Source organism: Bacillus sp. 3103sda1, assembly GCF_024159135.1.
Classification (GTDB): Bacteria; Bacillota; Bacilli; order Bacillales; family Bacillaceae_G; genus Bacillus_A; species Bacillus_A rhizoplanae.
This window is the reverse complement of record NZ_JAMYWS010000001.1, coordinates 2,274,862-2,300,322: the sequence shown is the minus strand read 5'-3', so window position 1 is coordinate 2,300,322 and position 25,461 is coordinate 2,274,862. Positions and strand designations below refer to the sequence as shown.

Below are 25,461 nucleotides of genomic sequence, written 5' to 3'. Positions count from 1 at the left end.
AGAAGAGGATATATAAAGAAGAAGTATTTATTATGTAAGTGTACTCAAAAATGACGTATTACTTCGAGGGTTCTTATTACTACAATCGAAAAGTCTTTGGCTAAAAAACTCTTTTACCTAGTGATGTTGTCCAATCTTTTTCCCCTTTTTTTGCATTAACTAGTAGTAGCTTGGAAAGGAGAGAGGAGAGAATAAAGATGGAGAACAGAGAATTTAGGCCTAAATTATATAAGCCTACGGATGAAAAAAATCTGAATATCCCTAGTCGAAATAAAAACGAACGGAATAAAGATTATGATATAGAAGTAAGCATTATTATTCCTTCCTATAATAAATACCCGCTAAATTTATTAACTTTATATTCTTTAAATAACCAAACATTTGACCTTTCGAAAATGGAAGTCCTCTTTATCGATGATGCTTCAACTGATCAAACCTTACAAATGGTACGAAAGCATCATTTTTCTTATCATTTTAAGTATATTAAATGCCAACGAAATCTTGGCAGAGCGAAAGTTCGAAACGTTGGAATGAAATATTCAAGAGGGAAAGTTCTTATATTTTTAGATGCAGAAATGATTGCAGAGCCTGAATTTGTTGAAAATCATTTTAATTATCATCAATCAATGGATAACTTGGTTTTATCAGGAGCTATGTATTATAACGCGGTATATTCTTGTATATTTTCGGAATTTAGTCAAGAACAAATAAAAGAAATATCCACTATGGCAAAAAACGACCGAGTGCTCTACGAACGAATTGAAAACTATAAGCATTCCAACATTTCTGCTCCTTATCCGCTATTAGAAAGAAAAGATATTGATACTAAGCTTTATAGAGAATTAAAGGTTAAGACGCCTTCATCACATTGGTATAATACAATACAAGAAAATTTTGATGCACAATTAAATGGATTTCATTTTCCGTGGATGGCCTTTTTAACCGGAAATGTTTCCGTACGTAAAAAATTAATTGAACAAGTGGGGCCATTCGACAAAGAGTTTATAAATTATGGTTATGAGGACTGGGAGTTAGGATATCGCTTGTATAAGGCTGGAGCTAGATATTTAGTTAGTAATACTGTTACGGCTTATCATCAAGAGCATCCTGTCGGAGAAAGCAGATGGAAAGAAGCGACGGGAAATTACCACTTATTCACGCTAAAACATCCTGACGTGGATGTTCTTATCCTAGGTCTAGAGCTTGCCCGAATTACAGATTTATTAATGATGAACAAAGTATTAGGCGAGTATAAGTTACTCGTTCAAAATCACCCAAATGATTCACTATCTTTTCAAAAAAAGTTCACTGAAATTCTAGAGACTATTGCACTTTTGTTAAAGATTGATATTCGACATATAAATATATTAGAAGCAGCCGGTTTTGACTTAGAGCAGAAAAATGAGCTTCTATCGGATATCAATAAAATAAAAAAACTAAGAAAGTATAGCAATTTGGTTTATGTCGTAGAGAAAATTTTTGGAAAAAATTACAATAGAGTGGGTTTCCTAAAATAAATCGCAAAGTTTTAATCGTTATTTTATACACTTTCTTTGTCTAAGTTATCTATATTATGTTAGGAGTGGGAACGTAAATGGTTTCAATTATTACTTGTACAATAAGAGAGGAGTATATAGAGAACGTTTTCAGAAACTATGAACAGCAAGTATGGAGAGATAAAGAATTAATTATTATTTTAAATAAGGATACTATGGATCTAAATAAATGGAAAAAAAAGGCTGTTAGTTATCATAATATCCGTGTGTATCAACTACATGAACAGGCAACTTTAGGCGATTGTTTAAATTTTGGAGTAGAAAAATCTAAATATAATCATATAGCCAAATTTGATGATGATGATTACTATGGTCCATATTACTTAGCTCATGCGATGCCCGAATTTAAAAATACAGAAATTTCCGTTTTAGGAAAAAGCTCTTATTATGTTTATTTTAAGAATAAAAAAGCTTTGATGTTAGTATCAAATACAGAAAAAGCATTTACTGATTCTGTAGCAGGAGCTACTCTAATCTTTAAAAAAGAAGTATTCAAAAAAGTTCAATTTGAAAAAGTAAATAGAGCTGAAGATTATTTTTTTATAGACAGCTGTAAAAAGAATGGTTTTAAAATCTATTCTACTGATAAACATAATTTTGCTGTCGTACGCCATGATACGGAGAAACACACATGGAAATTATCTGACGAAGATTTTATGCAGTGGGGGGAAATGATCGCTAATACAGATGATTTCCGATCATTTGTTGAACGTTCTAAATTTCCATATAAATAGTCTTTAGGGAGAATGGTATGATTCCTATTATAAATCTAATAATAAAAACATAGAGATTTCTTCATCTCTATGTTTTTACTTTTGATTCTGTTAAACGATAGATAATGTTAATAATTTAGCAAAAACGAGAGATTTAAACCTTCCTTGCTAAGCTAACTTGTCAGTTAATTTAACAAGAAATGCAACAACACTATTTAACAGAGCATTATTTTAAAACAACTTACTAATAAATTTTCAACAACTACAAAGTAACTAACATATATGGTCTCAAGTTTATAAATGTGCTTTATCTAGACATCAAGTTAAATGAAATTCCAATAAAGTGAAACGTCTATTTGGAAAAGACAAACAGAAATTTTCTTATTTCTATATCTACTTTAAAAATCGATTATCCACTTTCTCATTTAATTTTAATCTTTCTTTCATGGTCTTTTCTTTTTTTGTGGTTAAAATATAAATCAACAATTACTTTACATAATCACAGGGAGAAGGGAATGAAAATGTCAAGAAGTCTATTCAATCAAATTTTTCATTTATCTATAAAAATTATAGGGTCTTGTATTATTGCATTTAGTGTTACAATGTTAGTGTTGGATTTCATGGTAGGAGATCGAATAGTATTTAAAGGACTGAATAAAAATCTTGGTTCTTTTGCAGAATATGGAGCGATCGCAGCAGGTTCTTTATGGTTATTTCGTAATATTTGGTTATATTTTCATAAAAGAAAAATAACGGTTGCAAAATACACAAAAGAACTTTACATGTTATTAAAGCAATATCATACGTTTATCGGATATGCAGTTTTTTCAGTTGCTACTTGTCATGGTATATATTTTTTAATGGTAGGCAGCAGTCATATGATTCGGATTTATAGTGGAATTTTCACCTTGATAGGATTAGTTCTTGTTGCGATAGCAGGGATTCTATTACACAAACTAAAAAATAAGAAAAAATATATAACGTATCGAAAAGCTCATCAAATTGTTGCCATTTTATTTGGAATTGGATTACTCATTCACCTTGCCGTATAGGAGTGATAGTATTGCAACGTATTTTAATTATCGAAGATGAAGAAAGTTTAGCAGAATTTTTAGAGTTAGAACTAAAATATGAAGGATATGCAGTAGATGTTGTGTATGATGGACGAAAAGGATTAGAAACCGCTCTTAATCATAATTATGACATCATTCTTCTTGATTTAATGCTTCCTAATCTGAACGGGATAGAAGTATGCCGTCGATTGCGTGCAACAAAAGAAACACCTATTATTATGCTAACAGCTCGTGATAGCATCATGGATCGTGTAACCGGATTAGATAGCGGTGCAGATGATTATTTACCAAAACCTTTTGCCATCGAAGAATTATTAGCAAGAATGCGTGTAATTTTGAGACGAAATCAAAAAGAAGAACATAAAAATAAACTCCTTTTAAGATTTAAAGATTTAGAGCTCGATGTAGAATCTCGAACTTTGCACAAAATAGAAGAGATCATTGAATTAACAAATAAAGAATTCGAGTTGCTTATGATGTTTATGAAAAATATTAATCGTGTATTGACGAGAGATATGCTTTTGGAGCAAGTCTGGGGATACAATGCAGTGGTAGAGACAAATATAGTAGACGTATATGTTCGTTATTTACGTAATAAATTGAGTAGCCAAGACAAGGAAGATTACATTCAAACTGTCAGAGGCGTAGGGTATGTGATGCGATGATGAAGCAATTAAAAAAACACATCCGAAATCTTCCTATAAAATGGAAATTAACACTATGGTCAAGTGCATTATTATTTATCTTGTTCTTTTTATATAATATTTTACAGTTTGTTATCATTGACCATTGGACGCTAAATTATGAAAAAAAACAAATTGATAGGCAAGTAAAAGAAATAGAAGCCTATTTCAATAACGAGAATACAAATCACACAGCAAATACGATTGAAAATAGCAAAGAGTTTCTTGCAAGTATAAATGATAAAAATCAAATGATTCGAATTTTGGATGCAAAAGGAAAAGCGCTTGTCACTGTTTCACGCGACTTTAATCCGAACTGGGTTGTTCCAAAGAATGTCGATCAATCAGAAACTTCTATGACAAGGCATCTTGAAGATAAGGTACTTGTGCAGCGTATGCCTATTACAACACGTACATTCACTGGCACAATTGAAGTTGGGCAAAATTTCGAAGCTTTCGATCATTTAATGAAGCTGATTTTTCTTGTTATGGTAGCTGCTGGTATCGGCGGATTATTACTTAGCTTTTTAGGCGGTACAATTCTTGCAAAGCAACTTTTATTAAGTGTTCAAGCTATTACAGATACGATGAACAAAATTAAGACAAATGGTTTAAAAGAAAGAGTGCCGATTCACGAAAATAACGATGAATTTGCCAAGCTTGGATTACTTTTTAATGAGCTGATGGACAATTTAGAAACTTCCTTCATGCAACAAAAACAATTTGTTGAAGATGCATCCCATGAATTACGCACACCACTTGCGGTTATACAAGGACATCTCTCTATGTTAAATCGTTGGGGAAAAGACGATCCTGATGTCTTGCAAAAATCTCTGAATTCGAGTTTAAAAGAAGTGGATCGTCTCAATAAGCTTGTATCAGAGTTATTAGAATTATCCCGAGCAGAATCAGAACAAATATATCCTGCTGCAGCCGAGCCTGTACATGTAAATTCAGTAATAGAACAAGTCACACAAAATTTCGAATTGTTGCATGCTGACTTTCAATTCGCTAGACAGCTACATGCGAATCAGGCATATGTCTCTATTCCTTCTTCTTATCTCGAACAAATTTTAGTCATCATACTAGATAATGCTATAAAATATACAAAAGAACATGAAAAATACATTTGTTTGCAAAGTAAGGTAGAAGAAGATAAAATTAAAATCACCATTGCAGATCATGGAGTCGGAATACCTGAATCTGACCTACCATATGTACTCAATCGTTTTTATCGAGTCGATAAAGCAAGAAGCCGGAAACAAGGTGGCAATGGATTAGGACTTTCCATTGCCAAGCGTCTTACAGAAAAATACAATGGACGCATCATGATAGACAGCAAAGAACAAGAAGGAACAAAGGTTACTTTATCGTTTTATTGTGTAAAAAATATATAACAAAAGCGGAAGATATCGTATATATCTTCCGCTTTTGTTATTAGAAACTAGCATAGGAATTTTTAAGATACAAAAGAAAAATGAGAAAAAGATGAGAAAAATTTAAAGAGTATTTCATATAGCTCGTGTATACTGTGTAAATCAACAATAATTGATAACATGTTTAATTAATTAAGGAGAGACTGATATGAATTACACAATATTTCACTGGATCAATAGTTGGGCAGGATCGTCTGCTTTTCTAGATAAAGGGATGATATTCATTACAAAGAGCGCACCCTATATTGCAATTATTTTCATGCTTTCTTTATGGTTTAGCAACAAACAAAAAGAAGCCGCTATTCGTAAGCAATATACAGCTTTGTATACGGTTCTTTCTCTTGGTATAGCATTACTTTTAAATGCTGTGATTCACTTAGTATATTATCATCCACGACCATTTATCACATACCATGTACACCAATTAGTACCACACGCTAATGATTCTTCGTTTGTAAGTGATCATGCTGTACTTGTATTTTCTATCGCATTTACAATGCTTTTACGTGGAGAAGCTTGGAGAAATATCGCTTTACTTTGGGCTATATTGGTCGGGATTTCACGTATATATGTTGGTGTCCATTACCCAGCAGATATTATAGGAGGAGCCGTTTTATCTTTCGTAACAAGCGCTTTAGTCATCAAATATACAAGTAAAATAGAACCTTTGGCACATCTATTGTTTCAAATTTACGCTAAAATAACAAAACGAATTCCGTTGTTATCTAAGTATAATCACACAACTTGAAGTGTTCACCGCCTATCAATATAATATGTCCTATTTGTAGATTAGAATACAGATAAATGGTGATAATAGTAATACTGTACATCAATTTAAAGGATGATATTATGATTTATATCTATACGGACTATGGCGGAACACATACAACTTCACTAGCAGCAGCGTACCATCTGAAAAAGTTACCGACTGATCGAAAACTTACAAAAGATGAAATATTAAACGTTGATTATTTTAATAAATTAAAAACCTCTGATATGGGGAAAATCATTTTTCATGGACGCGATGAAAATGGAGATCCTGTTTATACGGTTGGCCACGGTGCATCTAAAGTTGTCGTTCCAGCTTTAAAAAATTTAAGTGTACTATTACAAGATAAATATCAAAACCATGAAAAAATTGTGTTCTCTAATACATCACCAACTGTTCCAATCGCTATGACATTTGGTGGTTTATTTTCAAGAAGATTAAAAATCGATTTTATTGGTGTACCATTATTAGTTTTCGGCGCAAAACAAGCCTGTAATAATATTATCAGGCTTGTAGAATATACGAAACAAGCCGGAAGACTAACAAATGAAGATGTTGTGATATTAGAAAATGAAAACTTTAAATAGTTTATAACAAAAAGGATGGCTAACAACATATTAGCCACCCTTTTTACTATAATATCTCAACTTTTTTTCGAATCACAATCTTGTCAATGTCCTCTTCTTCATCACCAACATATAAACCACGTTCTTTCAAATACATCTCAAAATACAAATCAGCTTCAGCACGCTCATCGTAGGGCTTCACTGATAAAACAAATCCCATTTTATGTTGTTCTTCCAATTCAACCGTAGAAATATAGGCGGGGATTTTATTACGTAAAAATAACTCTTTAACTGGAATAATCATGTCTTTCATTAACTTTGATAAAAGATTCATTTCAAATTCAAAATTAAAGCGATCAATGCTAGATAAATCTGCAAAAACAACCCCAATAAAACCAGTATTAAAAATTTCTTGGTAATCTTCCTCTTCTATCTTTCCATTGTAAAAATTCTTTTCAATTAAGTAATTTTTAAAATAAGCAACGCCTTCAGACTCTTTAAAAGGTTTCGTAGAAAGAACGAAACCGATTTTCTTTTGTTTATGTAAATACACGCATGATAAGTAAGCAGCAACATTATGTTCAGCAAAAAGAGAACTTGTTGCTTGTACAAGACCATCTAATACATGATGTGCAATATGTAGTCGTTTACGGGAAAAATAATATGATTTTTTTTGTAATTCCAATGTATCGATAAACACAGAGCCAATAAAGCCTGTATTTGAAATGGTAGGAGTATGCTTTTTTCTTCCTCTGCGTTTATTTTGAGCCAATGTAATCCATCCTTCCTAATACCTATCCGATAGGGGAGAGGGAGTATAAAACGAACATTTGTTCTTATATTAATATTGTACTATTTACTGGTTAAAAAGTAAATGTTTAATCTTTAAAAATAAAGTGAAACTTCCATCAGTGGGAGTTTTTTCCCACTGATGGAAAGCTCTCACCAATCGGGCTTTTACGGGCAGTTATCCCCACCTATCTTGAATCTTGAGATGGGGGTCTTACTGCCCGTTAATGCGGGATAAATAAAAAGATGCCTCAAAAAGGCATCTAAATTAAGAAAAGGGGCGAGTAATCACCCCTTATGAATAATGTATATTTATATTAAGAAATAGAGACAATTTCTTCTGCATCTTCGACGTCTAAATGACAATCCATTGTACGTACATCTTGATCTTCATGGCTTCCAAAATAAATAGTAATTTTCATATGTATCGCTCCTTTATTTTAGGAATACCTAAAATAATCATTTATTGATTTCTATTATATACCACTTTACATATTCGTACAATCTTACCAATATTAAAAAAGAGTTTATTCAATATCAAGAATATTGATATAATAAAGTCATCTATATTGAAGGAGGAATTAACATGCAAAAAACACTAAAACCATTTTCAAATGAAGGAAGAGGAGTGAATATCAACTAACGCAAGATAACACTCCTACTTCCAAAATCATCATAAAAAACGAATGGTAGAAAGTAGGAGAACAATTGAAGAAACAAACTATCGCGTCACATAACATTGGAATTTTATTTTGGGTACAGTTTTTTGGAACGATAAGTTTTTTGCAGCCGGTAATGACACTTTTTTATATGGAGAGAGGCTTAACAGCAGCAAATATATTTGTTGTACTCATGTGTTGGAGTGGGGCCGTACTTGTTGGAGAATTGCCAACAGGTATTTTTGCTGATAGGCTCGGTGCAAAGTTGTCATTTTTAACAGGATCTATCATAAAAACGATTAGTATTTCTATCTTATTATTTGCAGATAATCTATGGCTATTTTGTCTATATAGTTTATTGAACGGTTTTTCGGTTACATTTTTCTCTGGCGCAGACGAAGCATTAATTTATGAGTCATTAAAGGAAACAAATGAACATCATTTAATGGATAAAGCCATGGGGAAGATCCAATCAGCAGGCTTTATTTCAATGTTAATCGCTGTAATCTTCGGTTCGTATTTCGCTAAAGATTTACGCGAAGAACAATTTACACTTTTAATTGTACTCGGAATATTATTTCATCTGATAGAACTTGTTTTATTACTTTTTATTAAAAGCCCAAAGAAACTGTCATCTTACCGAGAAGAGTCTTTTTCACAAGTAATCGAAGGAATAAAGGTTATTCGTGAAGCACCACAATTACTCGTTATGTTTTTAAATGTCTCTCTTGTATTCATTCCGGCAAGTGCAGTTTATGATACATTTAACCAACCATTGTTCACGAATGCAGGCCTTCCTGTATTTGCAATTGGTATTATGTATGCTTTAGCTGCCATCCTTGGATACTTTTCTTCAATATCAATCGGATGGCTTACTAGCAAATTCTCACGTATAGTTTTAATGAATGCAACAGGTGGTTTAGCTGTTTTAGGGCTGCTTTTATCAACGTTTTATGGAAATACACTGTGGGTCGTATTAGGAGCGTTCTTTATTTTACGGTTTGTACGTGCCATTCGATATCCGATTTATTCGCAGCTTAGTAATGACATTATTCCATCCCATGTACGAGCAACAACGATTTCGTTACTATCTATTCTAGATTCGATATTAGATCTTGCTATTTTCGGAACACTATCATTTTTAGCCGTTCATGCATTACCATTTGTCTTTGCTGGCTGCGCATGTATTGCATGTATCGGAACGTTTTTACCGATTAATGGTGTTAAAGCAGGCGTTGAAATACATCATTCAACGAATCGAAATGTAGAGTAAAAAATGCCCCACAAGTTTTCAATAAACTTGTGGGGCTGTAAAAAATAAGGAAAAACAATTATTTTATCCCATTTTCGGGGGAAGTAAGATCCCATAAAATCTCGATTTGGCGAGCTTTCCATTAGTGGGGAACCACTGATGGAAGTTTTATTTTATATCAAGGAGGGAAAGAAAATGTTAAATATACAAAAAGCTAACCTAGATGATATGCAATGGGTTAATTTTCAATATAAAAAGGCTAACTTTGTACCGTCACATTTAGACAATGAAGAGATTGGAATTGCATATTTAAATGGCCAAAAAGCCGGCTTAGGAAGGCTAGTAAAAATTGATAAAAACAACTTTGAAATAGGTGGAATATATACGTTAGAAGGCTATAGAGGAAAGAAAATTGCTGATAGTATCGTTGCATTTCTTATTAAAGAAGCTCGGAAACTTCAAATTCAAAATGTATATTGCATTCCATATGAACATTTACAACCTTTTTATAGTAAACATGGATTTAAAGAAGTAGTAGATTTAGCTGCGGTTCCTAAACAAATTATAGATAAATATAATTGGTGCTTAAAGCAATATGATATAAAAACATTGTTAATGAAATTATAGACTTGAGAACACACATAAGCTGTGTTTTTTTGTTTTTCGAAAAAGTACGGACAAGGAAAACATATTTATTCCTTCATAATCTCTCTCTAATATTCCAAACGATTTGCTGTATACTCGTTTCTTGATATTGATATATTTATATCCCTTATTTTATTTCGAAAAATTTTTATATTCACACTCTTAGAATTATTTTTACATAACCCTAAATTAGGCATTTGAACAAGTTACAATACCTAATTGTAGGTCATATTTTGTTGGTGAGTGCATTCACAATAATCTATCGTCTTACTTATTGCGGGGCGTATTTTCATTATGGCTCGCTAAAAAAATACATGGGGGTTATGAAATGAATAATTTTCAACAAGAACTACAAACGTTAAATCTAAATGATTATCAAACTGGAAATGTCGTATACTGGGATAGCCAAATTCCTTCTCCATACTATATTGATGAGGACTATACTCGTCGTTGCGGAGGTTGTGGTCGTTGCGGAGGGTTTGGCCGTTGCGGAGGGTTTGGCCGTTGCGGAGGGTTTGGCCGTTGCGGATTCCGTTGCTTTGGATGCTTTGGATGCATTGGATTTGGATGTGGCGGTTGCGGCGGTTGTGGCGGTTGTGGCGGTTGCGGCGGTTGTGGCGGCGGATTCTGCGTGGACGGAGTATGCTTTATTTAATTCCTATTTTTTAATTGAAACTTCAAATTCAAAATGTATATTGCATTCCATTTGAACATTTAAAACCTTTTTATAGTAAACATGGATTTAAAGAAGTAGTAGATTTAGCTGTGGTCCCTAAACAGATTATAGATAAATATAATTGGTGCTTAAAGCAATATGATATAAAAACATTGTTAATGAAATTATAGACTTGAGAACACACATAAGCTGTGTTTTTTTGTCTTTCGAAAAAGTACGGACAAGGAAAACATATTTATTCCTTCATAATCTCTCTCTAATATTCCAAACGATTTGCTGTATACTTGTTTCTCAATATTGATATATTTATATTCTTTATTTTATCTCAGGAATTTTTTATATTCACACTCTTAGAATTATTTTTACATAACCCCAAATTAGGCATTTGAACAAGTTACAATACCTAATTATAGGTCATACTTTGTTGAAGAGTGCATTCACAATAATCTATCGTCTTACTTATTGCGGGACGTATCTTTATTATGGCTTGCTAATTATTTACACGGGGGTTATGAAATGAATAATTTTCAACATGAATTACAAGCGTTAAATCTGAATGATTATCAAACTGGAAATGTCGTATACTGGGATAGCCAAATTCCTTCTCCATACTATATTGATGAGGACTATACTCGTCGTTGCGGAGGATGTGGCCGTTGCGGAGGATGTGGCCGTTGCGGAGGATTCGGTCGTTGCGGAGGATTTGGATGCTTTGGATGCTTTGGATGCGGTGGATGCTTCGGATGCTCGTTGTTCTGGTTTATTTAATACTGATTTGTTAACGGAAATTTTACTTCAAGAAAAGTGTTGCCACATGATTTTTGTTGTAGAAACACTTTTCTTGAACCGTTCTTCACTTTCCATTTGACATAAGAAAAAATAGGATACATAAAATTGTTATGACGGAAGTTATCACGCTCATTCAAGAACAATGAACAGAGAAGGAGGAGTACAATGACAAAATTAAACGCTTCTACACGTTTAAAAATGAAAAGAGATACTTTTTTTCTCTCTGATCCAAAAGGAGAAGTGTATTTTAGAAATAATGCCAGTTCATTCCGAATGGAAGGGACGTCTATCAACCAATGGATTGAAAAACTGATACCAATGTTCAATGGAGAATACACATTAGGAAATTTGACAAATGGCTTATCTGAGCCATATCGAAAGCGAGTATTTGAAATAGCAGAAATACTGTACCAAAATGAATTTGCAACAGACATAAGTCAAGATCATCCACACCAATTACCAGAAAACATTCTCCAAAAGTATGCATCTCAGATTGAATTTTTAGATAACCTCGGTGTTTCAGGTGCATATCGTTTTCAATCTTATCGCCAAACGAAAGTATTAGTTGTTGGCTCTGGTTCTTTTTTTGTTTCTCTTATTTCCGCATTACTTGAATCTGGGTTACCGAAATTTCATATGATGATTACTGACCGAGTATCAACCAATCAAAGACGAATAAAAGAATTAATAGAACATGCCCAAAAAACAGACCCCGAGGTGAGGGTCGAAGAAATTTTTCCACAAAAAGAAAAAGTAAATATTTTAAAAAGGGCTTTGCAACCATTTCATACAATTTTGTATGTATCACAAGAAGAAGACATAGAGGAATTAAAAATCCTTCATTCCATTTGTAAAGAAGAAAAAAAGATATTCATCCCTGCCATATATACGCAAGGAGTCGGATTAGCCGGGCCACTCGTTCACCCAGAAAGTGATGCTTGCTGGGAATCAGCTTGGCGACGCATACACAAGTCTGCATTTTCTAAAAATTCTCAAGAACACACTTTTTCTTCTACACCAGAAGCAATGTTAGCAAATGTAATTGTATTTGAACTGTTTAAAATGGTTACAGATGCAACAAAGTCCACGCAAACGAATCAATTTTTTCTGTTAAATTCAGAAACATTAGAAGGAAACTGGCATTCATTTCTGCCTCATCCCTTAGTAACTGAAAAAATGGGAATCGAATGGATAAAAGATTTTAATACAAGAATCAAACAGAACGCAAATAAAAATGAATTGAATGAATCTACTCTGGACTTGAATTACCTTGTATCAAAAGAAGCAGGGATTTTTCATATTTGGGAAGCAGGGGACTTAAAACAACTGCCATTGGCTCAATGTCGTATTCAAACAGTTAATCCGCTGTCGGAAGGACCTGCTGAATTATTACCCGATATGATTTGTACAGGTTTAACACATGTGGAAGCAAGATACGAAGCTGGATTAGCTGGAGTTGAGACTTATATGTCACAAATGGCTAGCTTACTTGTTTCAAAACTTCCCGAACATCAACAAATAAAGAACGGTATGATAGATTCTCAGGAATATGTAGGAGTTGGAACAGGGAAAACAATCGAAGAATGTGTTTTACGAGGATTACAAAAGTGTTTAAATAAAGAATTTTATAAGAGACAGCAGCGCCAAAATATTGCCGTTTCTCGAATAGAGTTAGATGTCATAGACGATGAGCGTTGCCGCTTTTATTTGCAAGCACTTACCACTCTGCAAGGAACACCTACAATCGCTTTTGGAGAACCCATTTTCGATTTTCCTGTTATATGGGTCGGCACGAATAATCGTTGGTACGGAAGTGTAGGATTCGATATAACAATAGCATTACGAAATGCATTACAGCAGGCACTTATAGAAGCACAAAATTGTGATGATTGTCTTACATCACAAGCATTAGAGTCTTCATCAGTTTTATTACCAGATAAAACGCCATTACATTTCGTTATTTCTTCTTACGAAGACAAGACACAATTAGAAATATTACAATCTGCTGAACAGATACTAAAACAGAACGGAAAACGGCTCTGTGTATTTGAAATAACGCTAGAAGCAGTCTGGAAGGAGGAATTGGCAGGAATATTTGGAGTATTATTGGGAGAGGAGGAATCCCAATGAGCACCTCCATTTTAATTATTGGAGAGGGACTATTGGCAAATCACGTATATGAAGAATTATCTGTCCAATATGAAATCAATCAACACACTGATTTTGATCTAAAAATACCCGCAACAACTGATTTAATTCTCGTATTACACGATACTTGGAATCCTTCTTTTCATAAAGAAGCAGAAAGTATACTTCAATCAACGAATATTCCTTGGCTGCGAGCCTTCGTTTCATTCGGAGAAGGAATAATCGGTCCACTAGTTCGGCCTGGCACACCAGGATGTTCCCAATGTGCAGATATACGCCGTACTTTCGCAGGAAATGATTCTAAAGAGATGTGGAAGATATTGCAGAGCCTAACAACAAAAAAGGAAATACCTCGAGACACATGGGCATCAAGGAATGGATTATTACAGATGACGCATATTTTGCTAGAAGAAGTGCGGTGCATTTTACAAGATGATCATGCACGATTAGAAGGACACATGTTTTTCGTTAATTTACAAACATTGAAAAGCTCATATCATTTTTTTCTACCTCATCCTTTATGTTCAAATTGTAGTCAAATGCGTAATGATTCATCAAATTTAGCCGAGATTTCATTACAATCAAGCCCAAAGATTAACATAAATGATTATCGTTGTCGTTCAATCTCTGAACTGAGTAACGTATTAGCCAAGGATTATCTAGATTATGAAACTGGGTTTTTAAATGATAAAATGTATAACCTTACACCTCCATTTGCCGAGGTAACTGTAAATCTTCCGTTTCTCTTTGGAAATGAAGTAACAGCTGGCCGTACCCATTCATATGCAGCGAGTGAATTAACCGCTATTTTAGAAGGATTAGAACGATATTGCGGTCTAGAACCTCGAGGGAAACGTACAGTTATTCAGGACACATTCCGCAATTTAGATCATCAAGCACTTAATCCCCTTGAAGTGGGTGTACATGCAAGAGAACAATATATGCAGCCTAATTTTCCATTTAAACCGTTTCATCCAGATCGTCCAATGAATTGGGTATGGGGTTATTCATTTTTGCAAGAACGTCCAATTTTAGTTCCAGAACTACTTGCTTATTATAGTTTAGGCGGTAGAGATGGTTTTGTTTATGAGACTTCCAATGGTTGCGCATTGGGTGGCAGTTTAGAGGAAGCGATTTTTTATGGCATTTTGGAAGTGATTGAGCGCGATTCATTTTTGCTAACTTGGTATGCTCAGCTTCCTCTCCCGCGTCTTGATCTTTCTTCTGTCAATGATCAAGAGTTGCAGTTAATGGTCGAACGAGTGCATGCAGTAGGGGGATATGATATACATTTATTTAACTCGACCATGGAGCACGGAATTCCAAGCGTCTGGGCACTAGCAAAAAACAGAAAGGAGAAGGGAATAAATATTATCTGTGCAGCTGGAGCTCATTTAGATCCGGTACGGGCAACGAAAAGTGCAATATATGAATTAGCTGGCATGATGTTAACGCTTGATAAGGAATTTGAGGCGAATCGCAAGAAATATGTACAGATGTTCCATAATCCTTCCCTCGTGAAGCAAATGCCTGACCATCCTATGGTATGCGGTTTGCCAGAAGCGGAAGAACGGTTTCAGTTTTTGCTAGATGAGAATTGCCCGTTACAAACATTTACCGAGGCATTCAAACAGAAAACAAGACATGCGGATTTGACAGATGATTTAAGAGAAATGCTTCAGATGTTGCACCAGTTAAATTTCGATGTGATTGTAGTAGATCAGACAACACCAGAAATAATGCGAAATGGATTACATTGTGTGAAAGTACTCATCCCAGGAATGTTGCCAATGACATTTGGGCACCATCTTACGCGCTTAACAGGTCTAGAGAGAGTATTACGGGTACCAATGGAAATTGGGTATACGAAGCAAGCGCTAACGTTTGAACAACTCAATCCACATCCGCATCCGTTTGCGTAAGCGATGATTAGGAGGGAGAAGGATGGGTTTAGAGACATTTTTGAACAATTTACATTTTAATACCGACGAATCAGCATCTTCGACTTGGGAAGTGGATTGGGAAGACGGTCCACTTTCATATAAGCTTTATCGGGACTTACCGGGAATTCCATTATCTTCAGAAGTAACACTGTCACTTGAAAATCTCGAAGTATCAACAGAACCTAATCTTCGCGAAATCGGTCACTTTCTCTGGTACGTATTTGGGATTACTCAATTCTGTCAGTCAACCTTACCGACACCAGAAATAAATTTTATGCAGTCGTATCGGAGATTTGTTCCCTCGGGCGGAGGCTTATATCCAAATGAATTGTATATATATTTAAAGACAGAAAATGTGCCTGTTGGAATTTATCACTATGATGTAGCGCACCACCGCTTAGTGTTATTAAGAGAAGGTCATTTTGATTCATATGTAACGCGGGCACTTGGGAATAGTTGTGACATATCCACTTGTTTTGGTGTTGTTTTTGTATCGACAATGTTTTGGAAAAATTTCTTTAAATACCATAACTTTTCTTATCGTCTGCAAGGATTGGATGCAGGCGTGTTAATCGGACAATTGCTAGAAGTAGCAAACCGATTTCAGTTCACATCAAGCGTGCATTTTCAATTTCTAGACCGGGCCATCAATCATTTACTTGGGTTATCCGAAAAAGAGGAGAGTGCGTATGCAGTTATCCCTCTATCGGTAAATTCTATAACCCCACAGTTTAATAATGATGATGCTGCTACGAATAAAGAAGTCTCTGCTACTCAATTATGCGAAGAATTACCAGTTATTCATCATAATCACTATGTCCGATCACGAAAGATTGCAGAGTATCCGATGCTGATTCAAATGAATGAAGCATCTATGCTTGAATCTACACGATCGTTTCAAAAAATCAAGAGTGAAACGAATAAAATGCGTGATGGTCAAGCGTTAGTTCTTCCCCGTATAAAGCGAATGTCGTACGACTTAGCATCAGCGTGCCAAAATCGATTTTCACCGGAAATGGATTTTACTTTTAGGAAAATGAGTCAAGAACAATTGACTAAGTTATTATATGAAGCAACTGCTTCCTTTGCCTATCAAAACGATTTGGATACAAAGCACGAAGAACTCGCATCCCGTGTTTCCCTATACGTATGTTTATTTGGTGTTGAAGGTATCCAAAGCGGCGCTTATCATTATGATAATAATGCTCATACATTACGACAAGTACATCTTGGAGATCATCGACTCTTATTGCAAAGCGGGATGACATTTCACAATGTGAATTTATTCCAAGTACCACTTTGTATACATGTAGTAGGGGATAGAACTCATCTCAAAACAGCACTTGGCTATAGAGGATATCGCATTCAACAGATGGAAGCAGGCATCCTTGTACAAAAATTATTGTTAGCAGCTTCTGCCCTGGGGCTAGGAGGACACCCGCTTCTTGGATTCGATGCCAACTTATGTGATGAAATTTACAAGCTAGGTTCAGAAGAAAAAACGAGCCTAATCCAGATCCCAATTGGTTTCCATCGTCAACGTCCTTGGTTGAAAGGGAGTTTGCATAGTTAAATAGTTATAAATTAAAAATAACCTAGTTTATAAGGAAGGAGTATCAGATAGCTTGAATTCAATTGAATTCAAGCTTTTTAATGCTGTAAAAATGTTTGCATCAGAACCGTAAAAATTCCTTTTTTACACGCTGTGCACTTTTAGAATCTTACTTTACAAATCCTTAACACTAAGTTTATTTCGGCAACATAATAATTTGATAATTTTTAATAGAATTAATATTTTGTAAAAATGTGCCGAAGGAGTGTGGATGATGAAGAAGGAATATTTGTCGATAAAAATACGGCAAATTAGTATTGTATGGTTGGTAGTCTTTTATGTTGTAAGTATGCTAGCATCAACTGTTTCTTTGCCTGTATATGCGGCTGAGTCTTTATTTCAAACAGTAAAAGAAGATGGTTTTACCGTTGGGCCTGGTGTTGTGCATAAGAGTCTCACTCTTAAGAATGAAACTCATATTGAAGCGGTAAATATGATAGAAGTAGACCCGAGCAATCCTCATATTAAGCTTGAAGTCACTTCTCCGAAAGGGAAGGTAGTGGCACTGGATACGGTGCGTAATCAAGCGAAGCAAATTGACCGCGAAGGAAATCGGGTAATCGCTGGCTTCAACATGGATTTTTATAATACCGATCCGAACTATGCAGGTGTACCAAACGGATTGCAAATTACACAAGGAGAAGTGATAACTGCTCCTGTAAGTACGCAATCAGCGCTTGCTGTAATGGCAGATGGAGACATTAAGATTGCTAAGAATCTTAAAATGACAGGTACTATTTTGAATCCTGCAAACGGTCAGGAGAGAACGGTTGATGGAGTGAACAGACCGCGTACAGATTCTGCTTCTAACAACCTGTACTTATATACTTCTAAGTTCAACTCTACTACAAAGTCTGCTGGCGCAGGAGTAGAGGTTGTGATTAATCCTTCAAACACGAAGCTCGAGGCAAATAAAGTGTTAACCGGAAAAGTAGAGGCTGTCTATGAAACAAATAATACAGCTATTCCTGACGGGAAGTGGGTTCTTTCTGCGACAGGCGATCAAGCAGCTTGGGTGAAGGAAAACTTTTTTGAAGGAAAAGAAGTGCAAATCAATATACAGTTCAATGAGGGTTTTAACAATGCAGTGCAAGCAGTTTCTGGCGGTGCTGTGCTTGTAGAAAACGGAAAGCCTACTGAACAAGCTTTAAATGATGATAAGGATCGTCATCCGAGAACGTTTGTTGCTTCTAAGCAGGGAAAGCTGCATGTAATTACATTTGACGGAAGACAGCCGACATATAGTGACGGTGTAACTTTGGCGGAGGGTGCCAAATATCTTGCTGAGCTTGGTATGGAAACGGCCATTAATGTTGATGGTGGCGGTTCTACGACATATACAGCCAGAATGCCAGGGGATCAAACACTTTCTGTTTTAAACAGTCCATCTGACGGCTATGAGCGTTCTAACTCTAACTCTTTAATGATTGTATCAACAGCGCCGGTTTCAGATCTTGCATATCTTGTTCCGGTACCAAAAGGACCATTAAAGGTTCTTGTAAATGGAGGGATTGATTTTTCTGCAAAAGGGCAAGACCAATATTTTAATGGTGTGCCTGTTGATACACAAAAGTTAACCTTTGCAGTAGATGATGCAATTGGAAATATTTCCTCAGCGGGTAAGTTTACTGCAAGTAATACAGTAGGACAAGGAAATGTAAACATAAACTTAGGAGCTATTTCTCAATCTGTACCTGTAGAGGTTGTAAATGAACTTTCCTCAATTAAGATTTCACCAAATCCGGTTATTGTCAATCCAGGGCAAAAACAAACTTTTCATGTAAAAGGGTATGACCAGAGCGGAAATGAAATCATCGTTTCACCAAATCTCCTTAAGTGGGAAGTGACGGGGAATATTGGCACCATATCTCCTAATGGGGAATTGACAGCTGCAAATGAAACGGCGACAGGATCTGTTATTGTTTCCTATGGAAGTACAAAAGCGGAAGTCGCGGTAAGCGTCGGAAAGCCTCCTGTTGTGATTGAGGATTTTGAAGACCTAAACGATTTATATGTTTCCTCGGCAAGAGCAAATATTGTAAGTCTGGATTTAATGAGTCGTTCAAAGCCTGTAAGAGTCGGCACCCATTCTGCAAGGCTTTCCTATGATTTTACTGGAACAATTGGAACGTCTGCAGCTTATGTGAACTTTAAAGGTGCAGATGGAAATATAGGACGTGAATTAGAAGGAAGACCTTCTAAGCTTGGATTATGGGTATATGGAGATGAAAAGAACCATTGGCTCCGTGCGGTTATTCAGGATGGCAACGGTAAAAACATTCCGCTTAGTTTAACGGGTGCAGGAGAGTTGAACTGGGAGGGATGGAAGTACGTATCAGTAGATATCCCATCTGATACAGTAACTCCAATTAAGCTGCGTCAAATTTATGTTGTGGAAACGAGTAATAGTAACAAAAATAAAGGAGCCATTTATTTTGACCATTTGCGTGCAATTTACTCTGATACTGGAGAGGATCTAATAGGGCCCGTCTTTTCTGATGTGTCTCCCGCAAAGGGAAAGCGCGTCTATACGAATACACCTGATATTTCAGCAGTCGTAAAGGATGAAGGAAAGGGTGTAGACACTGGTTCCCTTAAGATGATGATTGACGGCAACGTTGTACAGCATCAATACGATGCAACAACAGGCAAGATTTCTTACAAGCCTGCTGAGCCATTAGCAGATGGAGAGCACCACGTTGTTATTGATGGCATGGATATTGCAGGAAATCCTGCGCTGCCAAAAGCAGACTGGAAGTTTGTTGTGTATACAGGAGATGATCTGGATAAGCCGGAGGTTACTATTATTTCTCCTGCGGATGGCATCACAACACGTACAAACCAGCCGCGCATTGCTGCAAAGTTGTTTGACGAGTATAAGGGAATCGATGTAAGTAAGATACAAATGACGATTGATGATAAAGATGTTCCGTTCCAATACGATGAAGCGAGCGGAACCGTGTATTATATGCCTAGAATTGCATGGGAAAACGGAACAAATCATAAAGTAAAAGTAACCGCAGTGGATAAAAGCAATAATGAAACGGTAAAAACATGGTCATTTACCATTGGTTCGCCGCTCGGACAGCCTAAAAAACAAAATCATTTTCAAATGAGCGTTATCGGTGATGGCGGTTATTATACAGCAGGACAGGGACAAACGGCAGCGGATATTTTGCTTCGAGAACAAATTAATCGGATTAACCAAGAGCCTTCAGAGCTTATAGGGTATACGGGAGACATCGTAGAAAATGATACAGCCGAAAATTTTGCGACAGGTCTTGCAAATATGAATCTCTTTAAAATGCCGTATATTGTAAGTATAGGAAACCATGAAATTTCCGGTACAAATTCGCGCTTAAACTATCAAAAAACGTTTGGTGAGCCGACATATATGTATGATTATGGAAATACGCGCATCATTGGACTGGATAGTGCAAACGGAGGTCTTACAAATTCTGATGCATCACAATGGCCTTGGCTGCAAGAAGTGCTAGCAAACAATAATAAAAAAAATGTACTTGTGTTTATGCATGTACCGCCAGATGAAATTAGCGCAGATGGAGAAGACTATAATACAGGACACGGATTTTCCAATCGAGAAGAAGCACAGAAGTTTTATGATATGATGGGTGCCTACAAACAGCAGAACCGTAATAAAAATATTGTAGTATTGAGCGGCGATCTTCACGCATATCAGCATAAAAATGTACAAGGTGTAGATTATATCATTTCAGGCGGAGGTGGAAAGTATACGCATATCCCTCCGGAAAAAGGCGGCTTTTATCATTACCTCAACTTAAAGATAAAAGGTAATACAATAAGCTGGGATGTTATTCCTTTATTAGACTCCATCAGCTTCAATGCAGATTCCGTAACGGTAGAAACAAATGCGAAAGTGAAACTGGAGGCAAATGGCAAGTTTATGACGAGCACGAACACCCCAATTACGCTTCCAATTGCACCGCCATTCAAGACAGAATGGAAATCGAACAATGAAAAGGTTGCCTCTGTAGATGACACAGGAACCGTTACAGCTTTATCTCCTGGAGAAGCGGTAATTACGGTAAAAAGTGGCTGGCGAGAAGGACAAATAAAGCTTATTGTGCCAGATTCTCCTGCAAAAGCTGCAGTGATATATGCAGCGCAGTTGGCGAATGGAGATTTAACTACACAAGAAAAAATTATGGATGCCTATAAAGCTATTTCTTCTGCGGAAGACCTAGTAAAAGCATTGCCAAATAGCAGGGAAAAAAGTGACTTAATAAAAAGAATAAGCATACTTAAGGAAATCGTTAATTTAAACCAGCGTATATACGAAATTCAGTCAGCTGCATATACAAGCGCTGAATCAATAGATCAAGGAATTACCAACTATGAAAAGGTAGATGCGCTCATGAAGGTAATTCCGGATGAAACAGAAAGAAAGCTTGTGAAGGAAAAGTTGATACAAGCAGAAGTGCCGATTGTACAAGGTATAAAGGTGGTGTTGGAGCAGCAAGATAAAATGAACCGAATGAAAGATACGTGGCTTCGTTTTGTAGTCACACATGGAATTCATAAGTTCAATCCAGCCGATGAATCTGGTATGCAGCAAGTATATGGTTATATTAAAGATATTGTAAAAGAACATGCGACAGAGCAAGAAATAAAAGCTGCAATTCAAAAATATATGAAACACGATAAAAACATCTAAAATAGTTAGTTTCAGATACTATACGCAAGTTACTTTTCAGTCTTTAGTATTTTAAAGACTAAAGCTGTTTAAAAGAATATCCAAGAAATTTAAGAAAACAGCCGGCTGCATATATGCAGCCGGCTGTTTTCGTTCAGACTTATTCAATACCGTACTAATAAAAACTGTAGTTTTTGAGACTTTTGTTTGCAATATTTATTTTATCGGCAGTATTTCTAACAACGATTAGGATAGGTGTTTAGCATTCTTTGTTACTTCAATTTTACTGTGAGCGTACTTCTTATGAAGCCACTCATAAATAATTGGAATGATAATAAAGCTGTTAATTGTTGATGTAATCATTCCTCCTATAACCACGATACCTAATGTTTGAGAAATAACCGTATCTGTACTATGAGAAAATGCAAGTGGTAACAAAGTAAGAATTGTTGCCGCTGCTGTCATTAAGATTGGTCTAATCCTTGAAAGACTACCATTCAATACAGCTTCTTTAATAGGCATTCCTTCTTTTCGATTTCGTTCGATTTTGTCGATTAATACAATTCCGTTCGTTACCACGATTCCCGTCAACATAAGTACGCCAATTAAGGCTGCTAAGTTCCACTCCCCGCCGAATAACATTAGTGCAATTACTACACCACTTAAGGCAAGCGGAATGCTGAGGAGTACAGCTAACGGAGCTCTCCAACCTTTAAATACTGATGAAATAATCAGTAACACTAACAAAATGGAGAACGATATAGCGATGGACATATCAAAAATCATTTGTTTGACTTGTTCTGATATACCCCCAATAGAATAACTCACACTATTCGGAAGCTTCATGTTTTGCAGTGTTTGATCCACTTGGTTTGAAATTTTGCTAATGTCATTTGAAGTAATTTGAGCTGTAACGGCAGAAAATGGTTGACCATCTCGTTCACTGATTGTAGACGGAGATGTATCTTTTGTAATCGTTGCTAGCTGGTCAAATCTTACACTATTTCCGTCTTTCGTTTGGAACGTTTCAGCTCCTAATGAAGCCATTACATCACTTGGCGAAGCATCGATCTGAACCTTTGAATCCTGTCCAGAAGCAATTTGATCTAGATATACGTCTACTGGAAGGTTCTTGTGATCAATGGTAATCGTTGCATCCTTCGCCTGTGCCATATATCTGTTTACTACTTTTAGGATATCGGCAACATTTACACCTTGTTGTTCAATAGCTGAACGATTTAAAGTTACTTTATATTTCGGTAATCCATTTGTTAAATCTACTTGTCCATCTACGCTTAATCCAGGTATTTTTGCTAACTCCGTTCTTACCTTTTGAGCCGTTTGATCGAGTGTAACTTGGTCTGCACCAGTCAGCAATAGTTTCATTTGTGAATCATCACCGGAGATATTTTGACTAGTTACGGTATAGGCTACTTTATCGGAAAGATGCGGCAATTGAGATTGTAAATTTTGAATAACAGAATCGGCATCCTTGTCATTTTTCAATGTAACAGAGAGATTCGCGACATTTGGACTTTGAATAAATCCTCCTCCTTGGTCGAACACATCATCACTTTGAGGAGTCATAGTGGAACCAAAGCTAGACGAATACGATTTCACCTTCGGATTTTCTTTTAAAGTTTGTTCCACTTTTTGAACTTCTGCATCTACCTCTGGTAATGTACTTCCTTTTGGTAATTCTACCTTAACGGCAATTTGACCAGATTTGGCGCTTGGCAAAAAGTTAATAGGAAGGAAGGCAGCATAAATGACTGCGAACACAAAGATAATTACAGATCCAAACACCATTGCTTTTTTATGATTTAGAGCAGATTGTAAAACTGGCTTCATCATCGGCTCTATGCTTACTGATTTTTTATTGGATGGAGCACCTTTCCAGCCCATGAATGCTAAAGCTGGGATGACGCACATCGCAACAAAGAATGAAGTAATAAGCGCAATGACTACTGACCAAGCAAATCCACTGTAAGATGCACTGATCATACCTCCTACCATGGTGATTGGTATAAATACTGCAATAGTTGTTAAAGTGGATGCGAGAATCGCAGGTAACATTTCCGTTACCGCAGATCCTAGTATTGAGAGTAAAGATTTCTCTTTTGATTCTTCTCTTTTACGGTACATGTTATCCAAAATGACAATCGAATCATCCACAATTCGTCCCATCGCTACAATCAAACCGGAAACCGTTAAAATATTTAACGTGATACCCATAGATTTTAATATCGCAGTTGTTGCCAATAAGGAAATCGGCAATGAGATTGCAATGAGCAAAGTAGATCGAACATTACGGAAAAAGAAAAATACACAGATCATAGAGAATACACAGCCGAGTAATCCTTCTCGAACTAATCCGAATAAGGAACTGTTTAACTCCTGTTCGCGATCCAATAAGGTTTGCATTGAAACGTCACCATTTTTAACAGGTGCAAGATTTTGTACTCGATCTTTTACTTGTGCTGCTACGTCTGTAATATTAGCAGAAGGTGTTTTAATGACGTTTAGCACTACGCTAGGTTGACCATTTGTTCTAGACATGGTCTTCACATCATTTAAGGAACGAGAGATATCCGCAACCGCTGATAAAGGTACAGTTTTTCCTTGTGCGTTTTTAATAGGTACATTTTTAAGTTGTTGTTCATCTAGTGTTAATCCATCAAAGCTTACTGGAATGGATAATTGATTATTTTGCATTGTTCCTTTTGGCAAACTTGGAAGAGATGTAGATAATGATTTATTTACATCATCCAGTGTTAGTCCGTTTTTTTCTAAATCCTTCGTGCGTACGTTTAATACAAATCCATCTTTTGCTCCGCCAAAGACGCTCACATCTGAAACACCTGGTACGGATTTGATTTGTTTTACAATGTCTTGTTGTACGGTAGAGCGCAGTTCTTGTTCATTAAATTTAGAGCTTGTTAAGCTATACGTTAAAACAGGAAATGAACTTGTAGTTACTCTCGTCACAGTTGGTTTCGCTGTAACAGTAGGCGGTAACTGTGCATTTGCCAACGCTTTGTTTACTTCGTCTTCTGCTTTCTTCATGTCAAAATTCATAGGGAAATACAAACTCATAAACAAACCACCGTCATATGAGGTTGTCTCTACGTTTGCTAATCCGTCTACAGTTTGTGCAGCACTCGCAAGTGGATCTGTAATCTCTTTCTTGATTTGATCTGCTTGCTCCGCAGGAACACGCATACTTACTGTAAGAGTGGTGTTGTTAATTCCTGGTAGATAGTCACGTTGCATTTTGAAAGCAGAAATGCCTCCCCAAGCCAATATAATGAGAGCACAAACAATCATTAATATGCCTCGTTGCATCGCTCCCTCAACAATCTTTTTCATTTTCTTACCTCCTCGTTTCATTCATGTAAATAGAATCAATCACAAGTGACAAAAATAGAAAATATAACATTTCTCTAGTAATCAGAGGATCTATTTCAGCCTATTTTC

At 35.9% G+C, this 25,461-nt stretch carries 17 protein-coding genes; 15 read left to right on the top strand and 2 right to left on the bottom strand.

Features of this window, described 5'->3' with window-relative positions; all coding sequences use genetic code 11:
• The first annotated feature begins 197 nt into the window (after window positions 1-197).
• The 7 genes from NKR74_RS11390 (at window position 198) to NKR74_RS11360 (ending at window position 6,817) form a co-directional block, all read left to right on the top strand.
• Window positions 198-1,517: a glycosyltransferase family 2 protein gene (locus NKR74_RS11390; protein ID WP_253629613.1), complete on the top strand. Its 1,320-nt coding sequence runs from the start codon at window positions 198-200 to the stop codon at window positions 1,515-1,517.
• A 77-nt stretch (window positions 1,518-1,594) separates the two neighbouring features.
• The gene (locus tag NKR74_RS11385) at window positions 1,595-2,290 is read left to right on the top strand and encodes a glycosyltransferase family 2 protein (RefSeq protein ID WP_253629612.1); all 696 of its coding nucleotides are present in this window, start codon (window positions 1,595-1,597) and stop codon (window positions 2,288-2,290) included.
• Window positions 2,291-2,790: 500 nt separating this feature from the next.
• A complete protein-coding gene (locus NKR74_RS11380; RefSeq protein WP_253631134.1) occupies window positions 2,791-3,321 on the top strand; it encodes a hypothetical protein in 531 nt (176 codons plus the stop codon).
• Window positions 3,322-3,332: 11 nt separating this feature from the next.
• The gene (locus tag NKR74_RS11375) at window positions 3,333-4,007 is read left to right on the top strand and encodes a response regulator transcription factor (RefSeq protein WP_098310290.1); all 675 of its coding nucleotides are present in this window, start codon (window positions 3,333-3,335) and stop codon (window positions 4,005-4,007) included.
• Entirely contained in the window at window positions 4,004-5,422 is a 1,419-nt protein-coding gene (locus NKR74_RS11370; RefSeq protein ID WP_253629611.1) for a HAMP domain-containing histidine kinase, read from the top strand. Before NKR74_RS11375 ends, NKR74_RS11370 begins: the two co-directional genes overlap by 4 nt.
• A gap of 187 nt (window positions 5,423-5,609) precedes the next feature.
• Window positions 5,610-6,209 carry an undecaprenyl-diphosphatase gene (locus NKR74_RS11365; protein WP_253629610.1) on the top strand — a complete coding sequence of 200 codons (600 nt, stop codon included), beginning with the start codon at window positions 5,610-5,612 and terminating at the stop codon, window positions 6,207-6,209.
• Between the two features lie 101 nt (window positions 6,210-6,310).
• Window positions 6,311-6,817, top strand: a complete 507-nt coding sequence (locus NKR74_RS11360) for a DUF3189 family protein (RefSeq protein WP_098310287.1) — start codon at window positions 6,311-6,313, stop codon at window positions 6,815-6,817.
• Between the two features lie 46 nt (window positions 6,818-6,863).
• Here NKR74_RS11360 and NKR74_RS11355 read toward each other — a convergent pair whose 3' ends face one another.
• Window positions 6,864-7,568, bottom strand: coding sequence for a hypothetical protein (locus NKR74_RS11355; protein WP_098310286.1), 705 nt, complete (start codon window positions 7,566-7,568; stop codon window positions 6,864-6,866).
• A 725-nt stretch (window positions 7,569-8,293) separates the two neighbouring features.
• Between NKR74_RS11355 and NKR74_RS11350 the strand changes: the two genes are divergently transcribed.
• From NKR74_RS11350 to NKR74_RS11315, 8 genes are all read left to right on the top strand, one after another.
• The gene (locus NKR74_RS11350; RefSeq protein WP_253629609.1) at window positions 8,294-9,517 is read left to right on the top strand and encodes an MFS transporter; all 1,224 of its coding nucleotides are present in this window, start codon (window positions 8,294-8,296) and stop codon (window positions 9,515-9,517) included.
• Between the two features lie 174 nt (window positions 9,518-9,691).
• On the top strand, window positions 9,692-10,123 hold the full coding sequence (locus tag NKR74_RS11345; RefSeq protein WP_253629608.1) for a GNAT family N-acetyltransferase: 432 nt from the start codon (window positions 9,692-9,694) through the stop codon (window positions 10,121-10,123).
• A gap of 346 nt (window positions 10,124-10,469) precedes the next feature.
• Window positions 10,470-10,796, top strand: coding sequence for a heterocycloanthracin/sonorensin family bacteriocin (locus NKR74_RS11340; protein WP_253629607.1), 327 nt, complete (start codon window positions 10,470-10,472; stop codon window positions 10,794-10,796).
• 537 nt (window positions 10,797-11,333) lie between these two features.
• Entirely contained in the window at window positions 11,334-11,585 is a 252-nt protein-coding gene (locus NKR74_RS11335) for a heterocycloanthracin/sonorensin family bacteriocin (RefSeq protein WP_253629606.1), read from the top strand.
• 186 nt (window positions 11,586-11,771) lie between these two features.
• Window positions 11,772-13,736 (top strand): putative thiazole-containing bacteriocin maturation protein, encoded by a 1,965-nt coding sequence (locus NKR74_RS11330; protein ID WP_253629605.1) that lies wholly within the window; start codon window positions 11,772-11,774, stop codon window positions 13,734-13,736.
• Window positions 13,733-15,676: a TOMM precursor leader peptide-binding protein gene (locus tag NKR74_RS11325; RefSeq protein WP_253629604.1), complete on the top strand. Its 1,944-nt coding sequence runs from the start codon at window positions 13,733-13,735 to the stop codon at window positions 15,674-15,676. The genes NKR74_RS11330 and NKR74_RS11325 overlap by 4 nt, the downstream gene beginning before the upstream one ends.
• Window positions 15,677-15,698: 22 nt before the next feature.
• The gene (locus NKR74_RS11320; RefSeq protein WP_253629603.1) at window positions 15,699-17,270 is read left to right on the top strand and encodes a SagB family peptide dehydrogenase; all 1,572 of its coding nucleotides are present in this window, start codon (window positions 15,699-15,701) and stop codon (window positions 17,268-17,270) included.
• A 253-nt stretch (window positions 17,271-17,523) separates the two neighbouring features.
• Window positions 17,524-22,005, top strand: coding sequence for a phosphodiester glycosidase family protein (locus NKR74_RS11315; protein ID WP_253629602.1), 4,482 nt, complete (start codon window positions 17,524-17,526; stop codon window positions 22,003-22,005).
• A 225-nt stretch (window positions 22,006-22,230) separates the two neighbouring features.
• On the opposite strand, the gene NKR74_RS11310 is transcribed toward NKR74_RS11315, so the two are convergent.
• Complete coding sequence (locus NKR74_RS11310; RefSeq protein ID WP_253629601.1) at window positions 22,231-25,353, bottom strand: efflux RND transporter permease subunit; 3,123 nt, start codon at window positions 25,351-25,353, stop codon at window positions 22,231-22,233.
• Window positions 25,354-25,461: the final 108 nt, after the last annotated feature.

Excerpts from the sequence above, each read along its gene's own strand:
- NKR74_RS11320 (WP_253629603.1), top strand. The coding sequence starts at position 15,699 with ATGGGTTTAGAGACATTTTTGAACAATTTACATTTTAATACCGACGAA.
- NKR74_RS11365 (WP_253629610.1), top strand. The coding sequence starts at position 5,610 with ATGAATTACACAATATTTCACTGGATCAATAGTTGGGCAGGATCGTCT.
- NKR74_RS11315 (WP_253629602.1), top strand. The coding sequence starts at position 17,524 with ATGAAGAAGGAATATTTGTCGATAAAAATACGGCAAATTAGTATTGTA.
- NKR74_RS11360 (WP_098310287.1), top strand. The coding sequence starts at position 6,311 with ATGATTTATATCTATACGGACTATGGCGGAACACATACAACTTCACTA.
- NKR74_RS11380 (WP_253631134.1), top strand. The coding sequence starts at position 2,791 with ATGTCAAGAAGTCTATTCAATCAAATTTTTCATTTATCTATAAAAATT.
- NKR74_RS11310 (WP_253629601.1), bottom strand. The coding sequence starts at position 25,353 with ATGAAAAAGATTGTTGAGGGAGCGATGCAACGAGGCATATTAATGATT.
- NKR74_RS11390 (WP_253629613.1), top strand. The coding sequence starts at position 198 with ATGGAGAACAGAGAATTTAGGCCTAAATTATATAAGCCTACGGATGAA.
- NKR74_RS11325 (WP_253629604.1), top strand. The coding sequence starts at position 13,733 with ATGAGCACCTCCATTTTAATTATTGGAGAGGGACTATTGGCAAATCAC.
- NKR74_RS11370 (WP_253629611.1), top strand. The coding sequence starts at position 4,004 with ATGATGAAGCAATTAAAAAAACACATCCGAAATCTTCCTATAAAATGG.
- NKR74_RS11330 (WP_253629605.1), top strand. The coding sequence starts at position 11,772 with ATGACAAAATTAAACGCTTCTACACGTTTAAAAATGAAAAGAGATACT.
- NKR74_RS11385 (WP_253629612.1), top strand. The coding sequence starts at position 1,595 with ATGGTTTCAATTATTACTTGTACAATAAGAGAGGAGTATATAGAGAAC.
- NKR74_RS11335 (WP_253629606.1), top strand. The coding sequence starts at position 11,334 with ATGAATAATTTTCAACATGAATTACAAGCGTTAAATCTGAATGATTAT.
- NKR74_RS11340 (WP_253629607.1), top strand. The coding sequence starts at position 10,470 with ATGAATAATTTTCAACAAGAACTACAAACGTTAAATCTAAATGATTAT.
- NKR74_RS11345 (WP_253629608.1), top strand. The coding sequence starts at position 9,692 with ATGTTAAATATACAAAAAGCTAACCTAGATGATATGCAATGGGTTAAT.